This is a genomic window from Paraburkholderia bannensis NBRC 103871, from assembly GCF_000685015.1.
GTDB lineage: Bacteria > Pseudomonadota > Gammaproteobacteria > Burkholderiales > Burkholderiaceae > Paraburkholderia > Paraburkholderia bannensis.
This window is the reverse complement of the sequence record NZ_BAYA01000032.1, coordinates 42,139-62,259: the sequence shown is the minus strand read 5'-3', so window position 1 is coordinate 62,259 and position 20,121 is coordinate 42,139. Positions and strand designations below refer to the sequence as shown.

Below are 20,121 nucleotides of genomic sequence, written 5' to 3'. Positions count from 1 at the left end.
CTGGCTTCGCTTTCACCCTCTCCCCAGCCGCAACATGGAGGCCGGCTGCGCGCCGTCAGCCTCCACGTCCGGCCGATTGTGCCCGATTTACGAGATACGAGCGTTCAAGCGACGCAAACAGGCGCCGCCGCTCAGAGCGGTAAACGAAGGTGACAAGGGCCAACAAAAGAAAAGGCGCCCGAAGGCGCCTGGGATGAACTGCGTGAAAACTGCGTGAAAACTGCGTGCATTCGCTGCAAACACGCCATGTAGAGACTACATGGCGCTTCGCCACCTCACGGTGCGGTGGCTTGCCACGACGAATCGGGATCGAAGCTCTTGAGCGCAGCCGCCGCTTTCGCGCCATTCGGCCCAAGGTTCTTCTGATAGAGCTTGCCGTCCTGGTTGACGATAAAGCTCATCACCCCCGTCTTGCCGTACTGCGCCGGCCAGGCCACCAGCGCGAAGCCGTTGGCCAGCTTGCCGTTTTCGAGGTAACTGCGCGCGCCGCCGTCCGCATGCGCGCCTTGCGCCGTGAGGATGCGGAAGTGATAGCCGTGATAGCCCTCCCCCGGCGTGACCTTCGCATCGTGCGGCATGGCTTCGGCAAGCGGGCCGAGCGGACTTTCGGCCTCGCCGGGCGCAACCGGCCAGTACAGACCGTCATGCGTGCCAGGCGTGCTCACGAGGCGCAGCGCGTAGTGCTGCGTGAGCTGGCGGTAGTCGTTCTGCGCATCGACATACGCCAGCGACGAGAGCATGGCCGCGCGCTCGTTGCGGCCGATACGCCGCGTCAGCACTTCCAGCCCGCCTTCGCGCGGGTCGAAACGCCAGCCGTTGCCGCTCTGCACAAGCGGAATCGGCAGCGTCCAGCCGCTGTCGCCTACCGCCAGATGCGCGCTGGCCTTGCCCGCAACGGGCTTGTCGTCCGGCACGATCTGATGGCCCTTGGCCCACGCGCCGAGGAAGTCGTTGATGTCTTCATCGCCGATGTTCTGCGTGGGGATGAAGTGCTGGAAATTGCTGCCGAGCACGTGCTTCATCGCTTCGTGGTCGTTGCTGGACAGCGCGTCGGTAAAGGCCTGCGCCGCGGCATCGGGCGTGGGATACACGGCCTGCGCCGAGGCCACGCCCGCACCGGGCATGGACAGCAACGCGGGCGCGGCGAACAGCGCGAACGCCACTGCCGCGGTGAGCCGGGCGAGCCCGGCAGGCCGCGTGCCTTGCGAAGGGCGGCGGCGTGCGTGAGTACGGATCATCGCGAGACTCCTATAGAGATTCAACGGCGGCCAAAGTGACGTTCGCCGCCACCGCCCGCACCCAGTCGGCCACCGCCGCCACCCATACCGCCGCCACCGCCGCCGAACTGACCGGCCCCGCCACGATTCTGGAATGCATCGCGGCTTTGCTGGCCACGCTGCGTATCGGCGCGGGCGCCACCGCCGTCGCCAGCGCCACGCAACGCGTTGTCGCGATTGGCGTTTTGCGCACGGTTGTTGAGATCGCCCTGGCGATTGCCGTTTTGACCGCGGTTGTTGAGGTCGCCCTGGCGATTGCCGTTTTGACCGCGGTTGTTGAGGTCGTTGCCGCGATTGGCGTTCTGCGTGCCGTTCGCGCCCGGCCCTCCCGAACCCGGCCGGCCGCCGCCATGCTGGATGTCCTGCAAACGCTGGCTGGCGTTGCCGTTCATATTCTGGCCAGTGCGGTTCTGGAGCGTCTGCGCGGCCTGTTGACGCGACTGGTCATAGCCGCGGTACTGGTTGTGCTCGCCGTTGCGGTTCGCGTTGTTGATGTTCTGGTTGAAGTTCTGGCGCCGCTCGACGTTGGTGTTGCGATTCCAGTTGGTGGTCGTGCCGTTCGTGTTGATGCGGTTGTTGACGTTAATGTTGTTATAGCGATTGACGTTGATGTTCACGTCATGCGAACCCCAACTGAAACCGCCCCACAACGAATTGGCCACCGCTATGCCCGCGCCGAACGCGAGGCCGCTCACAAAACCCGTGGCGATCGCATACCCCGGAGGCGGCGGCATATACACAGGCGGATAAGCCGGATACGGCCACGCGCCATAGACCACCGTGGGGTTGTAGGTCGGCACATAGACCACCTGCGGATTGGCCGGCTCGATCACGATGGTTTGCGTAGTCGACGTATTTGCCGCTGGCTGCACCACGACCTTTTGCTGCTCGTTCGACTTGAGGTTGCCGGCCTTCTGCGCCTGCGCGCGCAAACGCTGCACGGAGTCCATCACGTCGTTCGGTTGCGCGAGGAACGCATTGCCGATCTGCGCGACCCAGTCTGGCTTGGACTCCATCGTGGCCAGCACCTGCGGGAACGCGACAAGCGACTGCACGCTCGGGTCCCACGGCTGCGAGGCAACGGCCTTCACGGCGGCGTCGCCCTGCACCTTGGGATTGGCCTTGGACCAGGCCGCTGCCGCCTGCACATCCTGCGGGAACGTGGCGGCCATCAGCACCTGCGCAAGCAGCGCGTCAGGGTACAACGCAATAGGCGCGGTCAGCGAGTCGAGTTGCTGGTTGGAGAGATGCGCTGCGTTCTGCGCAAGCGCAGCAGTGGGCCCGGCAGGCCCAATAAACAGCGGTGCGGCCGCGAGCGCGGCGCACATGAGCCAGGCAGCATGCTGGCGTACACCGGACGATTTCACGAATCGATCCTCCTCGTTGCGGGTAGGTCTTTAAGGATGTCGAACTGTGGCATTCCCGCTTGCGGCGCGAACGTTTGCTTATGCTTGTGCACCGGAATGCCCTGCGACTTCGTACACGTACTAGCGGCAAAATATAGGGACGCGATTCGCAGTGTCAACCGGCGAATCGTTAAAGTTTGTCCGTTTACAAAAGCGCAGCAATTAAACCAATAAGAACGGAGTGCGAAACAATTCGATAAGCATTCGATCGACTTCAACCGGCTTCGATACACCCCGCGAAGGGCGAGCAATTCTATCAATGTGTTGCGTTTTCCTGCTGCTTTCTTGCCGGCGTCAGGTGTACCCGCACGAAGCCGATATGCTCGCGCAGCACATAAAAAGCATCGGCATACGCGAGCGGCATGCGCAGCGTATTCAGCGAACGTTCGATCTCGTCGAGTTCGTTGACGAGCGCCACGCGTTCCTCCTCGCTCGTGTGCTTGAGCGCGTCGCGCTCGATGGCGATCAGTGCGCCGTAGTAGCGATAGATGCGCGAGCGCACGCGCCAGCGATACAGCGCGGGAATGGCGCGCAACGCGGGAAACACCAGCACGGCAAGCGGCAGCAGCAGCACGAGCAGGCGGTCTGCGACGCTCGCGAGCCAGAACGGCAGCGCGCGATAGAGAAAGCTCTTGCCCGACTTGTAGTAGCGCGTGGCGTCTTCGCTAATGCGGAAGTCGTGCGCATCGGGACTCGGGAACTGCCCCGCGCGCTGCAACAGGCCGGGCACGCCGTTGACTTCGCTCGCGGCTTCGATGATGAGATCGGAGATAGCCGGGTGCAGCGTATTGCGCGCGACGATCTCCACCGTCGGCCCGACGAGATGCACGGTCTGCGGCGGCATGCGGCGGCGCAGGTCGAGCACGCCAGGCGGCAGGTCGACCTCGTCCAGATACGGAAAGATGCGCGTGTAAGCGGACGCTTCCTCGAAGCTCATCACGGAGATGCCCGGAATGTCGAGCAGCCGCAGCATCAACGTGCGCGTGGTGGAGTCGCCGCTGAGCATGGCGGCGTCGGCGCGATCGGAGACCAGCGCGGTCGCGGCCTCCAGGCCGTCGAGCGGCAGGAACGTCGCGTCGCCGCCAGGATCCATGCCGTTCGCGTGCAAGAGGCGCAGCGACAGCTCGCGCGTGCCGCTGCCCACGCGGCCAATCGCAATCCGTTTGCCGTCGAGATCGGATAGCTTCGTGAGGCCGTTGCCGCGATAGAACACGACGATCGGCAGGTACGCCACGCTGCCAAGCGACATCAGCGAATCGGTATTGAGGCCTTGCGCGACACCGCCTTGCACGAAGGCGAGATCGACATGCGACTTGGGATTGAGCAGGCGCTGGAGATTTTCGACCGAGCCGTCCGATTCAAGGATCTTCAGCTTCACGCCGTTGCGCGCGAGGATCGTGCGATAGGCATCGGCCATCTGCATGAACGAGCTGTCGCGCGGCCCCGCACTGATGGTGATGGAGCGCGGCGGCGCGGGATCGACCAGCCACACCACCACGGCGATCACGACGATGCAAAACAGGGCGACCGGCAGCGTGGACAAGGCGATGTCGCGCCACGCGGGGTGCGAGGGATCGCGCATGAAATGCGGCAGGGGCGGTCGATGTCGTCTCATGAGAACCCGGCGGCGTGGCGTCGAACTCTGGAAACTGCATCATGCCATTTTCGCGCCGGATCGGGACGCTAGTGGTTCCGCGGGGTTACGCGAAGTTGCGCGTGCGTTGTAGCGCTGAAAGCGATGTAAGCGCGCGATAGGTGCGTGACAGGCGCGCGATCAGCACGCCAGCCGGCGACGCCTCAGGCTGCCGCGTGAGTCAGCGCGAACAGTTCGCTGCGCAAGGCCTTCGCGCGATCGCGTTTCATGTACTGCTCGAATTCTGCCTGGGCGTCCTGCCACAGCGCATGCGCCTTGTCATAACGTCGCAAGCCGCTCGCCGACAGCCGGTAAACCAGCGTGCGCGTATCGTGCTCCGCCGCCGCCGTGAGCACGAGGCCATCGCGCTGCAACGGCTTGAGCGCGCGCACGAGCGTGGTGCGATCCATCACGAGGTCGTCGGAAAGCTCGGCGGCGGTGGCGTCGGGACGGCCCGCAAGACGCGAGAGGATGGTGAATTGCGCCGCCGTCACGCCCGCCTGCGAAAGATGGCGCTCATAAAGCTGCGTGACGAAGCGCGCGGCCTGCCGCAGCGCAAAACAGTTGCATTCCTCGCGCGTTACTCGCTTCGTCATTGTCGTTCACCTTCCGCGTTTTGCTTCGATTGCTACGTTCGCTTCGATTGTCCTGGGCGCGCGCGCGTCTCGCATACCGCGGCGCGCGCCCGGCCATCATACTTTCTCAAGCGCGAGCGCGATACCCTGGCCACCGCCGATGCACAGCGTCACCACGCCGCGACGCACGCCGTCACGCTGCATCGACCACGCAAGACGCGTCGTCAGGATCGCACCGGTCGCGCCGATCGGATGGCCATGCGCGATCGCGCCGCCTTCCACGTTGACCACGTCGTCGGGAATGCCGAGCTGCTTCATCACGGCGAGCGGCACGGCCGCAAAGGCCTCGTTGATCTCGAAGCGATCGACGTCCGCGAGCGACCAGCCCGCACGCTGCAAGGCCAGTTGCACGGCCGGCACCGGCCCCAGCCCGAACATGCCGGGCTCGACGGCGGCCACGCCCCACGAAACCAGCCGCACCATCGGCGCGAGCCCATGCGCTTCGGCGAAACCGCGCTCCGCGACCAGCATCGCCGCCGCCGCGCTGTTCAGCCCCGGCGCGTTGCCCGCCGTGATGCTGCCGTCAGGGCGGAACGCGGGCTTGAGCTTCGCGAGCGTTTCGTATGTCGTATCGGGACGCGGCGCTTCGTCGGTATCGAAACGCTCCACGCCCTTGCGGCCCTTCACCTCCACCGCGACGATCTCTTCCTTGAAGCGCCCCGCCGCCTGCGCCGCCGCGAAACGCTGCTGCGAGCGCGCGGCCCAGCAATCCTGCGCCTCGCGTGTGAGTTCGGCCTTCGTCACCAGGTCTTCGGTGTGCCAGCCCGAATGCTGGCCCGAGAATGCATCGACCAGGCCGTCGCGCAGCATGCTGTCATGCACTTCGGCGTTGCCCATGCGATAACCCCAGCGCCCGCCGTCCATCAGATAGGGCGCGCGATCCATGTTCTCCATGCCGCCCGCCAGCGCGACATCGCCGAGGCCAAGCAGAATTTCCTGCGCCGCGCTTGCAATCGCCTGCGCTCCCGATCCGCATACGCGATTCACCGTGAGCGCGGGCACCTGCACCGGCACGCCGCCGCCCAGTTCGGCCTGACGCGCGGGATTCATCTTGTTGCCGGCCTGAATCACGTTGCCAAGCACCACCGACCCGAGCAGGGCCGGATCGAGTTTCGCGCGCGCGATCGTTTCGCGCACCGCAATCGCGCCCAGTTCCGTCGCCGGGACGCCCTTGAGCGACCCATTGAATGCGCCGATGGCCGTGCGCACCGGCTGACACAAAACGATTTCCCGCGCTGGATTCATGCTGCTCATCGTGTTTTCTCCATGAGATTGCAGACACACTGCGTTCACTGCTTCAGTTTATGTATGCATATGCACACATTCAAAGAAATTCGTGGAGGCGGCATTCGTCTCACGTGGCACGGTTTGTGTCGAAGGCAGGGCGCGTATCGCATGAAGCGCCCTGCCCCTGCCGTTACGCCACGGCCGGGAAATCCAGCGTCGTATCGTTCACGCGATTCACGAGATTCGTGAACGTGATCGAGGCGATCGCCAATGCCGTTTCCACGATCTGCTGCTCGGTGTAACCCGCTTCCCTGACCGCGTTCACGTCCGCTTGCGGCACCGTGCCGTGCGTCTTGACCAGCGTGCGCACGAAGCGCACCAGCGCGTCGCGCTTCTCGTCGCCAGTCGCTTCACCGGCGCGTACCTGCTTCATCGCTTCGGGCGACAGGCCCGCGAACTTGCCTGCCAGCGTGTGCGCGGCCACGCAATAGTCACAGCCAGCGACTTCGCTGACGGCCAGCTTGATCGCTTCGATATCGGGCTTGGTCAGCGAACCGCCGGCCAGCACGGCTTCGACGCCCAGGATCGAGGCGAGCGCGCCCGGGCTGTGCGTGCCGATGGTCGCGTAGGCGTTCGGCACCTTGCCGACGGCCTTGCGGATCTTCGCGAACACTTCGGCGGCGGCGCCGGTGGCTTCTTCGGGCTTGATTGCGGTAAGACGGGACATGATCGACTCCTTGGTTCAGTGAGAGGGTTGCCCGATGCGTTTGCCGGATCAGGCTCGCCATCGTCGATGGCATGAATGGAGTCTATGCGCGCAGCCTCGCCTTTTTAATGCCAGAATGGCGCGACTTCATGCTCATTCGTCTCACGCCGCCGACCATGGATATCCTCAGCCGCCTTTTGTCGCTCATGCCCGTCGCGGGCCGCCTCGACGTGCGTTGCCACTTTGGCGCGCCCTGGCGCATCGACCAGCCCGACGCCGATCCGCGCGAAATGCGCTACCACGTGCTGCTGAGCGGCGCGGCGGTCGTCGAAGACGCCCACGGCGCGCCCACCGCGCTGCATGCGGGCGATATCGTGCTGTTTCCCTCGGGCGGCGCGCACCAGCTGCATGACGGCAGCGGCGCGCCGCCCGTCGCCATCGACAAACGCATCGAGCATGGCCGCACGATCGAGACGAATGACGGCGACGGCGATGTCGTCGACGTGCTGTGCGGCAGTTTCGTGCTGCCTGCCGTGCCGCAGCGCCTGCTGCGCGAAAACCTGCCTGGCCGCCTCGTGGTGCGCAGCGCCCCCACCGGCGGCGACGTGCCCGAGCGGCTCGTGCGCCTGATCGCCCTGCTGCGCGACGAGGCGCTCGAAGCGCAGCCAGGCAGCGAATCGCTCGTCAACCATCTGTCGGGCGCGCTGTTCGCGCTCACGCTGCGCTACGCGAGCCACACCGACGCGCCGCCGCGCGGCCTGCTCGCGCTCGCTCAGCGCCCGCGCCTGCAACCCGCCATCGACGCGATGTTCGACACGCCCGGCAAGCCCTGGACGCTGCCTGAACTCGCCGAGCTGTGCCACATGTCGCGCGCGACCTTCGCGCGGCATTTCGACGAAGCGATTGGCCGTTCCGCCGCCGACGTGCTCACCGATATCCGCATGACGCTCGCGGGCCGCCTGCTCGCCCAGGGCAGCCAGCCCGTCGCCGAGATCGGCGAATACGTGGGCTATCAGTCCGACGCCGCGTTCCAGCGCGGTTTCAAGCGCCACGTGGGCATGACGCCCGCGCAGTGGCGCACGGCCGCGCGCGCCAACGCCTGAGATCGGCAATCGATTCGGATGACTGATCATTAGCCGCCTTGCGCCGTGTCTTTGTCCTTGTCTGCACGCTGCGCGATGACGTCGCCGCTCTGGCTCCAGCCGCCGCCCAGCGACCGGTACAACGCCACCGCCGCCTGCGCGCGCTCGCGTTGCGCATCGTTGAGCAGGTCGGCGTCGGCGAGCCACGTTTGCTGCGCGCTCAGCACGTCGAGAAAGTCGGCCGCGCCGCCCTTGTAAAGCTGGTTCGCAAGCTTGAGCGCCTGCGCCGACGAGCCCACCGCGTCGTGCAGCTGCTGGGTCTGCGTCGCCGTGCTCACGAGATCGGTGCGGCTGTCCTCCACTTCGCGCAGCGCCTGCAACATCGTCTGTTGCAGGTTGAGCTGCGATTCGCGCATGCGGCTTTCGCTCTGCTTGATATCGGCGGTGATGCGGCCCGCGTTGAAGATCGGGCTGGTCGCGCCCAGCGCGGCGCTGAAGAGGTTGTCGGTCAGCGTCGGCATGCCCAGATACGATGACGCCAGTACGCCGTCGGTGAGGTTGAGCGAGAACTTCGGATAACGCTCGGCGCGCGCCACGCCCACTTCCGCCGCGCGCTGCTGCACGGTCGCGTACGCGGCCTGCACATCGGGGCGGCGCAGCAGCGCTTCGGACGGCAGCAGTTGCGGCACGCTATCCGGTGCGACGGGAATCGGCGCGGGCGTGGCGAGGGCAAGCTGCGCGACGGATTCGGGCGTGCGGCCCGTATAGACGGCGATCAGGTTGAGTTGATGATCTATGCTGGCCTGCGCACGCGGAATGCGCGCCTGAAGCTCGCTCAACTGGGTCTGCGCACGCGTCACGTCGAGCTGGGTCGACAAGCCGTACTTCAGGCGATCCTGCGTGAGCTGCAAGGTGCGCTGCCGTATCGATACGTTATCCTGAAGGATCTTCAATTCGGCCTGCGCCCAGCGCAGATCGACATAGGCGGACGCCGTGTCCGCCGCCAGCGCGAGACGCACCGCATCGAGCGCATGCTGCTGGCCGACCAGGTTCGCCTGCGCCGCCAGCAGGTCGAGCCGCTCGCCGCCGAACACATCGGGCGACCAGCTCAGCGACAAGCCCGCGCCTGCCTGCTTCACATAGCCCAGCGGCGGCGGCGTGTTCTGGCGCGCATACGCGCCTTGCGCCGTGAAATCCAGTTGCGGGAGCAACGCCGCGTGTTTTTGCGTGGTGATCGCTTGCGCCTGCTTCACGCGCTCGGCGGCGGCCTGCAAGTCGAGGTTGCCGCTCAGCACGCTCGCGAGCAGCGTGTCGAGCGTCGCGTCGTCGAACTGCGCCCACCAGGCGCGCGCATCGACGGCGTCCTGCGGCGCGTCGATGCGCCAGGCCGTGGGCGCCGTCGACTGCACGGTCGCGGGCAGGTCGGGATGCTGCGCGGGCTGCACGGCGCAGGCAGCCAGGGTGGCGAGCGCGGCGGCGGCGAGCGTCGACTTCACAATGCGCGCGGGCCGGACGAAGGAACGAAAAAGCGTAGACATATAAGACCTCTAAGGCTCAATGAGCGTCGGGCGGCGGCGCGGCGGTCGTGATGGGCCGCGAAAACAGCACGCTGACAATCGCGACGACGAAGCACAGCGACAGCACGAAAAACGTATCGGAGAAAGTCATCACCAGCGCTTCGCGCAGCACGAGCGCATGCAGTTGCGCGAGACCGCTCTGCGCGGCATCGAGCGTATTGCCCGCCATCGATTGCCAGTACGCCGTGCGCCCCGCCAGCATCCCTTCGACTTGCGGCACGCCGTGCGTGACGCTTTCGTTCAGGCGCAGATAGTGGAAATTGAGGCGGTCGTTGAGCATGGTCGCGCTCACCGCAATGCCGATCGCGCCGCCCAGGTTGCGCATCAGGTTGAACAGGCCGCTGGCCGATTTGAGGCGCGAAGGCGGCAGCGATCCCAGCGACATCGTCACGATGGGCGGCACCGCGAATTGCTGGCCGATGCCGCGCAACGCCTGCGGCAGCAGGAACTGCTGCCAGCCCCAGTCATGCGTGAGCGGCACGTACAGATAACAGCCCAGGCCGAAGCACACGAGCCCGAACATCAGCAGCGCACGCATGCTGAAGTAACGCGTGGCGTACGCATAGACGCCCAGCGCGAGCAACTGGAACACGCCCACCGACAGCAGCGACAAGCCGATCTGCAAGGAACTGAAGCCGCGCACTTCGGCGAGAAAGAGCGGCGTGAGAAACACCGCCACGAAGATGCCGATGCCCGTCACGAACGACAGCACGCTGCCGATGCCGAAGTTGCGCACGGCAAGCGCCCGCAGGTCGACGATCGGATCTTTCGCGGTGAGCGCATGGACGACAAACAGAAAGCCGCTGATCGCCGCGATCCACGCACAGGCCACGATGGCGTCGTCGCCGAACCAGTTCTTGCGCGGCCCTTCTTCCAGCACGTATTCGAGGCAGCCGAGAAAGCCGCACATCAGCAAAATGCCGATGTAGTCGCCGCGCTTGATGAGCGAGTAGTCGGGTTCGTCGATATGCACGTACTTCGGCACCAGCGCGGCCACGGCGATGCCGGGCGCGAGGTTCAGGTAGAACAGCCAGTGCCACGACCATTGATCGGTGATCCAGCCGCCAATCACGGGGCCGAGCGTAGGCGCAAGCGACGCGAGCGCGCCAATCGTCGTCGACGCCACGATGCGCTGCTTGCCGGGAAACAGCACGAATGCGGTCGTGAACACGGTCGGGATCATTGCCGCGCCCAGCGCACCTTGCAGCGCGCGAAACACGATCATCGACTGGATGTCCCACGCGAGGCCGCACAGCATGCTCGTGATCGTGAAGCCCACCGCCGACGCGACGAACAGCCAGCGCGTCGAGAGCACTTTCGAGAGCCAGCCCGACATCGGAATCACCATGATTTCGGCGATCAGATAGGCGGTCTGCACCCAGGACAGCTCGTCCTGGCTCGCGGACAGACCGCCGCCGATATCGCGCAGCGACGACGCGACGATCTGGATATCGAGCGTGGCCATGAAAAAGCCGATGCACATGAGCGCGAAGGCAAAGACGCGCTGGCTCATGGGCTGGAGATGCGGCGCGAGCGGTGCTGCAGATGCAGCAGGCGCGGGCGGCGCGGCCGTGACTTCGGCGACGGAGGTCGGGGCGTTCATATCGTCTCGCCAGGGGTTCAGTTCGAAGCCGCGGTGACCGGCTTGCCGCCTTCACCCTGCTCGCCCAGGTGCACCTTCACCGTGGCGGACAGACCGGGCCGCAGTACGCCTTCCATGCCTTGCGGCACGTTCACATGGATACGCACCGGCACGCGCTGCACGATCTTCGTGAAGTTCCCCGTGGCGTTCTCGGGCGGCAGCACGCTGAAGGTCGCGCCGGTAGCGGGCGCGAGGCTTTCCACCGTGCCGTGCAGCGTGCCGCTCGCGGCGTCGAGTTCGATATCGGCGCGGTCGCCTGCGCGCATCTTCTTCAACTGGTCTTCCTTGAAGTTGGCGTCCACCCAGAGGCCGTTCGCGGGCACCACGGTCAGGAGCGGCGAGCCGACATTCGCGAGCAGCCCCACACGCGCCGTGCGATTGCCGATAAAGCCGTCCACGGGCGAGCGGATCGTCGTGTATTCGACGTTGAGCGCCGCCAGACGCCGGGCCGCTTCGGCCGTGCCCACGCGCGCCTGCGCATCGACGATCTTCGCGGCCAGCACGTCGAGCTGACGCTGCGCCGCCACTACCGACGCACCGCTTTGCGCCACCGACGCCTGCGCCTTGGCGAAATCGGCATCGGCGCGTTCGACCAGCTGGTTCGACACCGCGTCGTCCTTGACCAGCTCGCGATAGCGCGTCTGATCCTGGGCGCTGCGCGTGAGTTCGGCGCTCGACGAACGCACTTCGGCCTGGTGCTGGTTGATGACCGCCGCCTGCAAGGTGCGCTGCGCTTCCAGCTCCGTCACGGCGGCGCGCGCGCTGGCGAGATCGGCGTCGGCCTGCGCAAGCTTCGCGTCGTAGTCGCGCGAGTCCAGGCGCATCAGCAACTGGCCCGCCTTCACGTACTGGTTGTCCTGCACGTCGATTTCGGAGACGAAGCCGCTCACACGCGGCGCCATCAGCGTGACGTTGCCGCCCACGTAGGCGTCGTCGGTGCTCTGCACGAAGCGCAGCACGAAGAACCAGTAACCGGCTGCCGCCGCGAGCACCAGCGCCACCGCGCCGAGCGCGAGACGCATCCAGGGCAGTCCGGCGCGTTCGCGCGGCGCGGCACCTGAGGCGGGAGTGGAAGGACTCGACATGTCGTTCACCTGTGTATATGCACTATCTAGGTTAAAAAATTGCCGCCTTGCGATTGAAGCGGCCCAACTCAAAACTTGCCTGAAACCTGTCGACCTGCGGGATTTACACCGCGCGCGTGATGCGCAACAGCTCGCGCCGCAGCCAGGCCGCGCGTCGCGGCCCGAAACGGCGCTCGAATTCGTCCTGCGCGGCGCGCCAATGCACGTTGGCTTCGGTCAGCCTTGCGCGGCCTGCCTGGGTGAGCGCGAGCCGCCGGCGGCGGCAATCGCTCGCCTGCGCCCGATCCTCCACCAGCGCGCCGCGCAGCAGCGGGCGCAGCGCACGCACCAGCGTCGTGCGCTCCATCACCATCGTGCGCGACAGTTGCGCCATCGTCACCGACGCCTCGCCGCCCTGCCCCACCGCCGCCGCGCCCAGCGCGCCGAGAATGCTGAACTGCGTGGGCGTGAGGCCCGCCGCGCTCAGGTGGCGCTCGTAAAGCTGCGAGAGATGGCGGGCGGCCTGGCGCACGGCGAAACAGTCGTCGTGCTCCGGGAACGGCGCGGGTTCGGCCTGCTGGAGCGGCTCGCTCGACGGCAGGTCGACAAGGATATCCACGAGAGAATCGGCGTACGTGTGCATACGCACAGATTAGACGGCAGTGTGTCCCTCTACAACCGCCGCGCGCGGCATTACTTTATGACCACGCGGAGAACAATCCCGCTTTTATCGCCCGTCAGCTTTCAACCAACTTTCTGCGCGGGCGTCACCACACCGCCGAAAAACTCCGTCGCATGGTCGATGAACGCGCGCACCTTCGCGGGCAGCAACGTGCGCGACGTATAGGCCAGCCGAATCTCGATCTGCATGTCGCTCATCGGGTAATCGTCGAGCAGCGTGACCAGGCGGCCGTCGTCCAGCTCGGTCTGCACCAGCCCCTGCGGCAGGATGCCGATGCCAAAGCCCTGCAGCACCATCTCGCGGTTGAACTCGGGATTGTTCGAGGCGATCTCGTACTTGAGCGGCACGGTCAGGTCTTCGCCGTCGACGCGGAACGTGAGCGTCGGCTTGCGCAGCGACGGCGGCATGGGCACGAAGACGTGCGAGGCCAGCTCGCCGGGATGCGTCGGCGTGGAGGTCGCGGCCAGGTACGCAGGCGTGGTGACGAGCGCGAGCGGGATGCGCTCCAGCAGCTTGGTGACCGTGGTGTCGGTGTTGAGCATGAACGGCAGCACGAGGCCGAGGTCGTAGCCGTCCGCGACCAGATCGACGGGCCGCTCGGTCATCATCACGTCCAGCGTCACCTTCGGATGCGCGCGCTTGAAGCTGGAAATCAGCGGCACGAGCCGGTTCACCGTAGCCGTGGTGTGCGCGACGATGCGCAGCACGCCGTTGGCTTCGCGGGTCTGTTCGGTGGCGCCCGCCTCCAGCGCGTCGAGGTCGTCGAGCACGCGGCAGCAGCCGTCGTAGAAGCGCTCGGCGGCCTCGGTCAGCGAGACGGCGCGCGTGGTGCGATGAAAGAGCCGGCTGCCCAGGCGCTTTTCGAGCCGCGCGATCGCGCGCGAAACGACGGGCGTGGCGAGGCCGTGCATGTCCGCGGCGCGCGTGAAGCTGCGCGCTTCGACGACGGAACGGAAGATCCGCAGGGTGTCGATGTAGTCCATGGCGATGACGCTCGAAATGACGACGACGATGACAACAACGCTAACAGCGGTGATCGATGGCGTAGCTTAAGGCCCCGCACGCAAACGTGCTGACGCCCGCCGATTTACGGCGCGGCCTGGCCGAAGACCTCGGCGCAGAACGTGCGGCCGTCGTCGGACAGGCTCGCGCGGCCCGTGCCGTCCTCGGACAGCGTGGTCACCACGAGGCCGCTGTCCACCAGCGCGGTCAGGTGGCGGCGCAGCCCGCTCATCGGCACGCCGGCCTGCTTGGAGAGCTTGGCGAGCGACCATTCCCGATCGGGCGTCTCGCGGTGCGCGCGCCACAGTTGTTCGAGGATGGCGACCAGCACCGGGTCGATGCCGCCTTCGTCGCCGCCTTCCATGTCATTGTCGCTTTCGTTTTCGTCGTGCATCGTGGGTCTCCTTAGGCCATCTTCGCGATCAGTTCGCCGAGCGTCTTCAACGCCGCCTCGGTTTGCGCCGTCCACGGATAGCTATAGTTCAGGCGAATGTAGTGGTGAAAGTCGTTGCGCATCGAAAACATATAGCCCGGCCCGATCGTGATGCCCTGCGCGAGCGCGGCCTGGTAAAGCCGCATCGAATCGACGCGCGGCGGCAGCTCCACCCACAGCACGTAACCGCCCTGCGGATCGGACGTGCGCGTGCCGGCCGGGAAGAAACGCTCGATCATCGCACGCATGAGACGCGCCTGTTGTCGGTAAAAACGCCGTAGCTGGCGCAGATGGCGGTCGTAGCCGTCGTGGCGCAGATAGTCGGCCAGCGCCACCTGCGGCACCGAAGGCGTGGTCAGCGTGTTGAGGAACTTGAGCTTTTCCACCTGCGCGCGATAGCGGCCCGGCAGCGCCCAGCCGATGCGGTAGGACGCCGAAAGACTCTTGGAAAACGACGCGCAATGCAGCACCAGCCCGCGCGTGTCGAACTGCTTGAGCGACGAAGGCCGCGTCTGGCCGAAGTACAGCTCCTGGTAGACGTCGTTCTCGATCACCGGCAGGTCGTGCGCAGCCGCCAGCTCGACGAGCCGCGCCTTGTTCTCGTCCGGCATGCGAAAACCCAGCGGATTCTGGAAGTTCGGCATGACCATGCAGGCCGCCACCTTCTGGCGTTTGAGCACGCGCTCCAGGGCGTCCAGGTCGATGCCGGTGTCCGGGTGCGTGCTCACTTCGATTGCGCGCATGCCCAGACGCTCGATGGCGTGCAGCATCGCGTAGTAGGTGGGCGACTCGACGGCCACTGTGTCGCCGGGCTTGGCCACGGCCTGCAGGCTCAGGTTGATCGCCTCGGTCGCACCGACCGTGATGACGATTTCGTCGGGATCGATGGTCGCGCCGTTTTCCGCATAGCGGCGCGCGATCTGGCGGATCAGCTCGGGGTTGCCTGGCGGCAGGTCGTCGATGAGGTTCCAGCTCGCATGGCGACGCGCGATGGCGTTCGCGTACTGGTTCACGCGCCGCCACGGATAGAGCGCGGGATCCGGATACGGCGAGCCGAGCGGCACGGCGTCCTGCGCGCCGATACTGCGCAGCGTCGAGAGCACCAGCCGGCTCACGTCCACGGGCGCAGGCGCAGCGGCGGCCGGCGCGGCTTTGCTGGCCGGTTTGAGTTCGGCGGGCGCGCCCGCGCGGCGAGGCTTCGCCGCCGCCTGCGCGCCGCGCGCCGCTGGCATCCGGGGCCGTGCCTTCACGAAGAAGCCCGACTGCGGCCGCGATTCGATCACGCCGCGGCTCTCCAGCAGCGCGTAGGCGTGCAGCACCGTCTTGATGCTCACGCCGTGCTGCTCGCTCGCGCGCCGCACCGAGGGAATGCGCTCGCCGGGGCCGAATACGCCGCTCTGGACGGCCGCCTCGATATCGTCGGCAAGCTGTTCGTAGCGGGGCAGCGGAGCGTTCATGAAAACCTGGGCGGCGGCAAAAGCAATCCCGAGAGTCTATGTCAAATCGCCGCAACTGTATCCCTTGCTTTTCCGAATTTCTGTGCTCACCAGGTGCACAGGCAAACAGTAGTCTCACCACATCGGGCAGTCCGCCCAAATCGATCCGACGTACATCCGAAGCCCAGCGCATCATGAAGAAGCCCGAAGCCCGCATCGAGCCGTACCACCATCCCGCCGCCGGTTGGGGCGCCCTCAAACAGGTCGCCATCAATCTCATCAAGGAAAAGGTTTCGGGCGGCAACTACCGCACGCTGCTCAAGCAGAACCAGCCGGACGGCTTCGACTGCCCGGGCTGCGCCTGGCCCGACCGCGAGCACGCCTCGACTTTCGAATTCTGCGAAAACGGCGTCAAGGCCGTGGCGGCGGAAGCCACCAGCAAGCGCGTAACGCCGGCGTTCTTCGAGCAGTACACGGTCAGCGACCTGATGGCGCAGTCCGACTACGAGCTTGAGCAGCACGGCCGCCTGACCGATCCGATGGTCTACGACGCCAAAAGCGACCGTTACGTGCCGATCGACTGGGACGCCGCCTTCGCGCTGATCGCGAAGCACCTCAAGGCGCTCGACGATCCGAACCGCGCCGCCTTCTACACCTCGGGCCGCGCGAGCAACGAAGCCGCGTTCCTGTACCAGCTGTTCGTGCGCATGTACGGCACCAACAACTTCCCCGACTGCTCGAACATGTGCCACGAAGCCACCAGCCGCGGCCTGCCGGGCACGGTGGGCATCGGCAAGGGCACGGTCACGCTCGACGACTTCGAGCACGCCGACACCATCCTGATCTTCGGCCAGAACCCCGCGACCAATCACCCGCGCATGCTGGGCGAGTTGCGCGACTGCGCCAAGCGCGGCGCGACCATCGTGTCGATCAACCCGCTCAAGGAGCGCGGCCTGGAGCGCTTCGCGAGCCCGCAGCACACGCTGGACATGCTCTCGCCCAAGGGCGTGCAGATCAGCTCGGTGTTCATCCGTCCGCGCATCGGCGGCGACTTCGCGCTCATCAAGGGCGTGGCCAAGCGCACGCTCGAACTCGACGACGAGGCCGTGGCGCAAGGCACGCAACGCATTCTCGACGTCGACTTCATCGCTGAACATACCGTCGATTTCGACGCCTTCTGCGCCGACCTGCGCGCCGAATCGTGGGACACGATCGTCGCCGAAGCGGGCGTGCCGCTCGAAGAAGTGCTCAAGCTCGCCGATATCTACGTGAACGGCAAGGCCGTGATCTCGACGTGGGGCATGGGCATCACGCAGCACAAGAATTCGGTGGCGACGATCCAGTTGCTCTCGAACCTCATGATGATGCGCGGCAATATCGGCCGCCGCGGCGCGGGCCTGTGCCCGGTGCGCGGCCACTCGAACGTGCAGGGCGACCGCACGGTCGGCATCGAGGAAAAGCCGACCCAGGCGTTTCTCGACCGCCTCGGCAAGGCCTACGATTTCGAGCCGCCGCGCGAGCACGGCTACGACGTGGTCGAATCGATTCACGCGATGCTCGAAGGCCACGTGAAGGTGTTTATCGGCCTGGGCGGCAACTTCGCCATCGCCACGCCCGACACGCCGCGCACCTTCGACGCGATGCGCTCGTGCGCGCTGACCGTGCACGTGACGACCAAGCTCAACCGCAGCCACCTCATCCACGGCGAAGACGCGCTGATCCTGCCGACGCTCGGGCGCACCGAAATCGACCTGCAGAACGGCGTGGCGCAAGGCGTGACCGTCGAGGACTCGATGAGCATGGTGCACATCTCGTACGGCATGAACCGCCCGGCGTCGCAGAACCTGCTCTCGGAAATCGCCATCGTCGCGCGCATGGCGCACGCGACGCTCGGCAGCGACAAGGTCGACTGGCTCGACCTGGCCGCCGACTACGCGAAGATCCGCGACGGCATCGAGCAGGTGTTCGACGGCTTCCAGAACTACAACGAGCGCATCAAGCACCCGGGCGGCTTCCACCTGGGCGTCGCGTCGCGCGACCGCGTGTGGAAAACGCCGAGCGGCAAGGCGCAGTTCAAGGTGCACGCCATCGCGCTCGACACGCCGATCCACCGCGCGCGCGCCGAACACGGCCAGCAGTTGATGACGCTGATGACGACGCGCTCGCACGATCAGTACAACACGACGATCTACGGCCTGGACGACCGCTATCGCGGCGTGTACGGCCAGCGTCGCGTGCTGTTCGCCAACCGCGAAGACCTGGCGATGCTCGGCTTCGCAAACGGCGAGCACGTGGACATCACAAGCGTCTGGGACGACGGCGTGGAGCGCCACGTGGAAGACTTCCTGCTCGTCGAGTACGACATCCCGCGCGGCTGCCTCGGCGCTTACTACCCGGAAACGAATCCGCTCGTCCCGCTTTCGTCGATCGCCGACGGCGCGGGCACGCCGACCTCGAAGTCGATTCCGGTGCTGCTTTCGCGTGCGAAGGTTGCAGCAATGGCGGCCTGATTTAAAAGCCCGGCCATAAAAAAAGCCATTCCGGTTTTGAACCGGAATGGCTTTTTTGTTTTGCGACGGCTTTTAAAGCGGGATCAAGCTTCGCTTTTCGCTTCCATCACGGTGCGCGCAGACTTTGCCGCCGCGCCCGCTTGCCCCGTCAGCGGGCCGATTTCCATTTCGTCGTAACGAATGAAACGCGTGCGCTTGACGAGGCGATAACCCAGCCACATCAGCGCGAACAGCGGAATGCCGATATACGTCGCCACCACGCTCGCCCAGTCGATCTTGCTCGACGTGAACGCCTGATAGTCCTGGCCCAGCATGATGACGAGGCAGACCACGAACGCGAAGATCGGGCCGATGGGGAACCACTTCGAGCGATACGGCAGTTGCGCGAACGAATGGCCCTGCGCGACGAAGCCCTTGCGGAAGCGGTAGTGACTCACGGCAATGCCGAGCCACGCGATGAAGCCCGTCATGCCCGAGGTGTTGAGCAGCCACATGTAGACGGTCTTGTCGCCGTACATCGACGACAGGAAACACAGCGCGCCCACTGCCGTCGTCGCGTAGAGCGCGTTGCGCGGCACGCCGCTCGACGACAGCTTCGCGAAGATCCTGGGCGCGCGGCCCTCGACGGCGAGGTTGTAGAGCATGCGCGTCGACGCGTACATGCCCGAGTTGCCCGCCGACAGCACGGCGGTCAGGATCACCGCATTCATGACGCCCGCCGACAGCGCGAGACCCGCGCGACGGAACACCAGCGTGAACGGGCTGACGCCGATATCGGTGACATCGGACTTGAGCAGGTTCGGATCGGTGTGCGGGATCAGCAGGCCGATGACGATGATCGCGAGCACGTAGAACAGCAGGATGCGCCAGAACACCTGACGCACGGCGCGCGGGATCGTCTTGCCGGGGTTTTCCGATTCGCCGGCGGCGACGCCGATCAGCTCGGTGCCCTGGAACGAGAAGCCCGCAATCATGGTGACGCCCAGCAGCGCGGGCAGGCCGCCCACGAACGGGCCGCCTTCCGAGGTAAAGGTGCCCCAGACATGGTCGGCGCCGCCCTTCATCACGCCGACGATCATAAACAGCCCCACGCCGATGAACGCCACGACGGTCACGACCTTGATCAGCGAGAACCAGTATTCGGCCTCGCCGAAGCCCCGCACGGACAGCGCGTTGAGCAGGAACATGATGGCGAGGAAGCCCGCGCTCCACCAGACGCCGGGCACGTGCGGGAACCAGTAGCCCATCACGAGCTGCGAGGCCACGAGTTCGACCGCAATCGTCACGGCCCAGTTGTACCAGTAGTTCCAGCCGAGCGCGAAGCCGAAGCCTTCGTCGACGAATTTCGCGCCATAGGTCGCGAACGAGCCGGAGACGGGCATGAAGGCCGCCATCTCGCCGAGACTCGTCATGAGGAAGTAGACCATCAGGCCGATCACCAGATAGGCGGCGAGCGCGCCGCCCGGGCCGGCCTGCGAGATCGACGCGCCCGAGGCGACGAACAGCCCCGTGCCGATCGAGCCGCCAATCGCGATCATGGTGAGGTGGCGGGCTTTGAGACTGCGATGCAAAGAAGGCTGCTCGTCTCCGGAGCGGGATGTGCCCCCTGAAACGCGATGCGGATCCGAATCCATATAACTCTGTTTCTTTCTGGCTAGTGTGACTGGGTGTTCTTCTGGGCCTGGGCGCGGTCGTTCCGCAAGCGCAGCCCTGTCCGCTTTTTTACGGATGGCTGACAAAAACCGGAGGCGATGTTGCTGCAGAGCGCGGGGATTCGACCCCGCAGTTTGACGCAACGCCCAACGGGCG

16 protein-coding genes are annotated in these 20,121 nt (G+C 65.8%); 2 read left to right on the top strand and 14 right to left on the bottom strand.

Annotated elements, in window-relative coordinates; genetic code table 11:
• Nucleotides 1-275: 275 nt before the first annotated feature.
• The 6 genes from BBA01S_RS32565 to BBA01S_RS32540 form a co-directional block, all read right to left on the bottom strand.
• Nucleotides 276-1,238 (bottom strand): DUF2950 domain-containing protein, encoded by a 963-nt coding sequence (locus BBA01S_RS32565; protein WP_042298290.1) that lies wholly within the window; start codon nucleotides 1,236-1,238, stop codon nucleotides 276-278.
• A 20-nt stretch (nucleotides 1,239-1,258) separates the two neighbouring features.
• The gene (locus tag BBA01S_RS43830) at nucleotides 1,259-2,644 is read right to left on the bottom strand and encodes a DUF3300 domain-containing protein (protein WP_052392003.1); all 1,386 of its coding nucleotides are present in this window, start codon (nucleotides 2,642-2,644) and stop codon (nucleotides 1,259-1,261) included.
• A 295-nt stretch (nucleotides 2,645-2,939) separates the two neighbouring features.
• On the bottom strand, nucleotides 2,940-4,298 hold the full coding sequence (locus tag BBA01S_RS32555) for a TAXI family TRAP transporter solute-binding subunit (protein ID WP_027820088.1): 1,359 nt from the start codon (nucleotides 4,296-4,298) through the stop codon (nucleotides 2,940-2,942).
• 182 nt (nucleotides 4,299-4,480) lie between these two features.
• Complete coding sequence (locus BBA01S_RS32550; RefSeq protein ID WP_027820087.1) at nucleotides 4,481-4,912, bottom strand: MarR family winged helix-turn-helix transcriptional regulator; 432 nt, start codon at nucleotides 4,910-4,912, stop codon at nucleotides 4,481-4,483.
• A gap of 96 nt (nucleotides 4,913-5,008) precedes the next feature.
• The gene (locus BBA01S_RS32545) at nucleotides 5,009-6,196 is read right to left on the bottom strand and encodes a thiolase family protein (RefSeq protein ID WP_027820086.1); all 1,188 of its coding nucleotides are present in this window, start codon (nucleotides 6,194-6,196) and stop codon (nucleotides 5,009-5,011) included.
• 172 nt (nucleotides 6,197-6,368) lie between these two features.
• Complete coding sequence (locus BBA01S_RS32540) at nucleotides 6,369-6,905, bottom strand: carboxymuconolactone decarboxylase family protein (protein WP_027820085.1); 537 nt, start codon at nucleotides 6,903-6,905, stop codon at nucleotides 6,369-6,371.
• Nucleotides 6,906-7,033: 128 nt separating this feature from the next.
• Here BBA01S_RS32540 and BBA01S_RS32535 point away from each other — a divergent pair, with 128 nt between their 5' ends.
• Complete coding sequence (locus BBA01S_RS32535; protein WP_245641649.1) at nucleotides 7,034-7,987, top strand: AraC family transcriptional regulator; 954 nt, start codon at nucleotides 7,034-7,036, stop codon at nucleotides 7,985-7,987.
• A gap of 29 nt (nucleotides 7,988-8,016) precedes the next feature.
• Here the strand turns inward: BBA01S_RS32535 and BBA01S_RS32530 are convergent, their stop codons facing one another.
• The 7 genes from BBA01S_RS32530 to BBA01S_RS32500 form a co-directional block, all read right to left on the bottom strand.
• On the bottom strand, nucleotides 8,017-9,462 hold the full coding sequence (locus BBA01S_RS32530) for an efflux transporter outer membrane subunit (RefSeq protein ID WP_027820083.1): 1,446 nt from the start codon (nucleotides 9,460-9,462) through the stop codon (nucleotides 8,017-8,019).
• A 58-nt stretch (nucleotides 9,463-9,520) separates the two neighbouring features.
• Nucleotides 9,521-11,056, bottom strand: a complete 1,536-nt coding sequence (locus BBA01S_RS32525; protein WP_042298300.1) for a DHA2 family efflux MFS transporter permease subunit — start codon at nucleotides 11,054-11,056, stop codon at nucleotides 9,521-9,523.
• 107 nt (nucleotides 11,057-11,163) lie between these two features.
• Nucleotides 11,164-12,270 carry an HlyD family secretion protein gene (locus tag BBA01S_RS43825; RefSeq protein WP_042298299.1) on the bottom strand — a complete coding sequence of 369 codons (1,107 nt, stop codon included), beginning with the start codon at nucleotides 12,268-12,270 and terminating at the stop codon, nucleotides 11,164-11,166.
• 103 nt (nucleotides 12,271-12,373) lie between these two features.
• On the bottom strand, nucleotides 12,374-12,868 hold the full coding sequence (locus tag BBA01S_RS32515; RefSeq protein WP_322787845.1) for a MarR family winged helix-turn-helix transcriptional regulator: 495 nt from the start codon (nucleotides 12,866-12,868) through the stop codon (nucleotides 12,374-12,376).
• 125 nt (nucleotides 12,869-12,993) lie between these two features.
• Nucleotides 12,994-13,914 (bottom strand): LysR family transcriptional regulator, encoded by a 921-nt coding sequence (locus BBA01S_RS43820; RefSeq protein ID WP_042298288.1) that lies wholly within the window; start codon nucleotides 13,912-13,914, stop codon nucleotides 12,994-12,996.
• 104 nt (nucleotides 13,915-14,018) lie between these two features.
• Nucleotides 14,019-14,297 (bottom strand): winged helix-turn-helix domain-containing protein, encoded by a 279-nt coding sequence (locus tag BBA01S_RS32505; protein WP_027820080.1) that lies wholly within the window; start codon nucleotides 14,295-14,297, stop codon nucleotides 14,019-14,021.
• A 41-nt stretch (nucleotides 14,298-14,338) separates the two neighbouring features.
• A complete protein-coding gene (locus BBA01S_RS32500; protein ID WP_156966160.1) occupies nucleotides 14,339-15,811 on the bottom strand; it encodes an aminotransferase-like domain-containing protein in 1,473 nt (490 codons plus the stop codon).
• 185 nt (nucleotides 15,812-15,996) lie between these two features.
• On the opposite strand from BBA01S_RS32500, the gene BBA01S_RS32495 reads away from it, so the two are divergent.
• Nucleotides 15,997-18,312 (top strand): FdhF/YdeP family oxidoreductase, encoded by a 2,316-nt coding sequence (locus BBA01S_RS32495; protein WP_027820078.1) that lies wholly within the window; start codon nucleotides 15,997-15,999, stop codon nucleotides 18,310-18,312.
• An 83-nt stretch (nucleotides 18,313-18,395) separates the two neighbouring features.
• Here the strand turns inward: BBA01S_RS32495 and BBA01S_RS43815 are convergent, their stop codons facing one another.
• On the bottom strand, nucleotides 18,396-19,946 hold the full coding sequence (locus tag BBA01S_RS43815; RefSeq protein WP_042298287.1) for an amino acid permease: 1,551 nt from the start codon (nucleotides 19,944-19,946) through the stop codon (nucleotides 18,396-18,398).
• Between the last annotated feature and the right edge of the window lie 175 nt (nucleotides 19,947-20,121).

Bases quoted from the DNA above. Each gene is read 5' to 3' on its own strand.
- BBA01S_RS32565 (WP_042298290.1), bottom strand. From the start codon at position 1,238: ATGATCCGTACTCACGCACGCCGCCGCCCTTCGCAAGGCACGCGGCCT.
- BBA01S_RS32555 (WP_027820088.1), bottom strand. From the start codon at position 4,298: ATGAGACGACATCGACCGCCCCTGCCGCATTTCATGCGCGATCCCTCG.
- BBA01S_RS32550 (WP_027820087.1), bottom strand. From the start codon at position 4,912: ATGACGAAGCGAGTAACGCGCGAGGAATGCAACTGTTTTGCGCTGCGG.
- BBA01S_RS32545 (WP_027820086.1), bottom strand. From the start codon at position 6,196: ATGAATCCAGCGCGGGAAATCGTTTTGTGTCAGCCGGTGCGCACGGCC.
- BBA01S_RS32540 (WP_027820085.1), bottom strand. From the start codon at position 6,905: ATGTCCCGTCTTACCGCAATCAAGCCCGAAGAAGCCACCGGCGCCGCC.
- BBA01S_RS32535 (WP_245641649.1), top strand. From the start codon at position 7,034: ATGCTCATTCGTCTCACGCCGCCGACCATGGATATCCTCAGCCGCCTT.
- BBA01S_RS32525 (WP_042298300.1), bottom strand. From the start codon at position 11,056: ATGAGCCAGCGCGTCTTTGCCTTCGCGCTCATGTGCATCGGCTTTTTC.
- BBA01S_RS43825 (WP_042298299.1), bottom strand. From the start codon at position 12,270: ATGTCGAGTCCTTCCACTCCCGCCTCAGGTGCCGCGCCGCGCGAACGC.
- BBA01S_RS43820 (WP_042298288.1), bottom strand. From the start codon at position 13,914: ATGGACTACATCGACACCCTGCGGATCTTCCGTTCCGTCGTCGAAGCG.
- BBA01S_RS32505 (WP_027820080.1), bottom strand. From the start codon at position 14,297: ATGGAAGGCGGCGACGAAGGCGGCATCGACCCGGTGCTGGTCGCCATC.
- BBA01S_RS32495 (WP_027820078.1), top strand. From the start codon at position 15,997: ATGAAGAAGCCCGAAGCCCGCATCGAGCCGTACCACCATCCCGCCGCC.
- BBA01S_RS43815 (WP_042298287.1), bottom strand. From the start codon at position 19,946: ATGGATTCGGATCCGCATCGCGTTTCAGGGGGCACATCCCGCTCCGGA.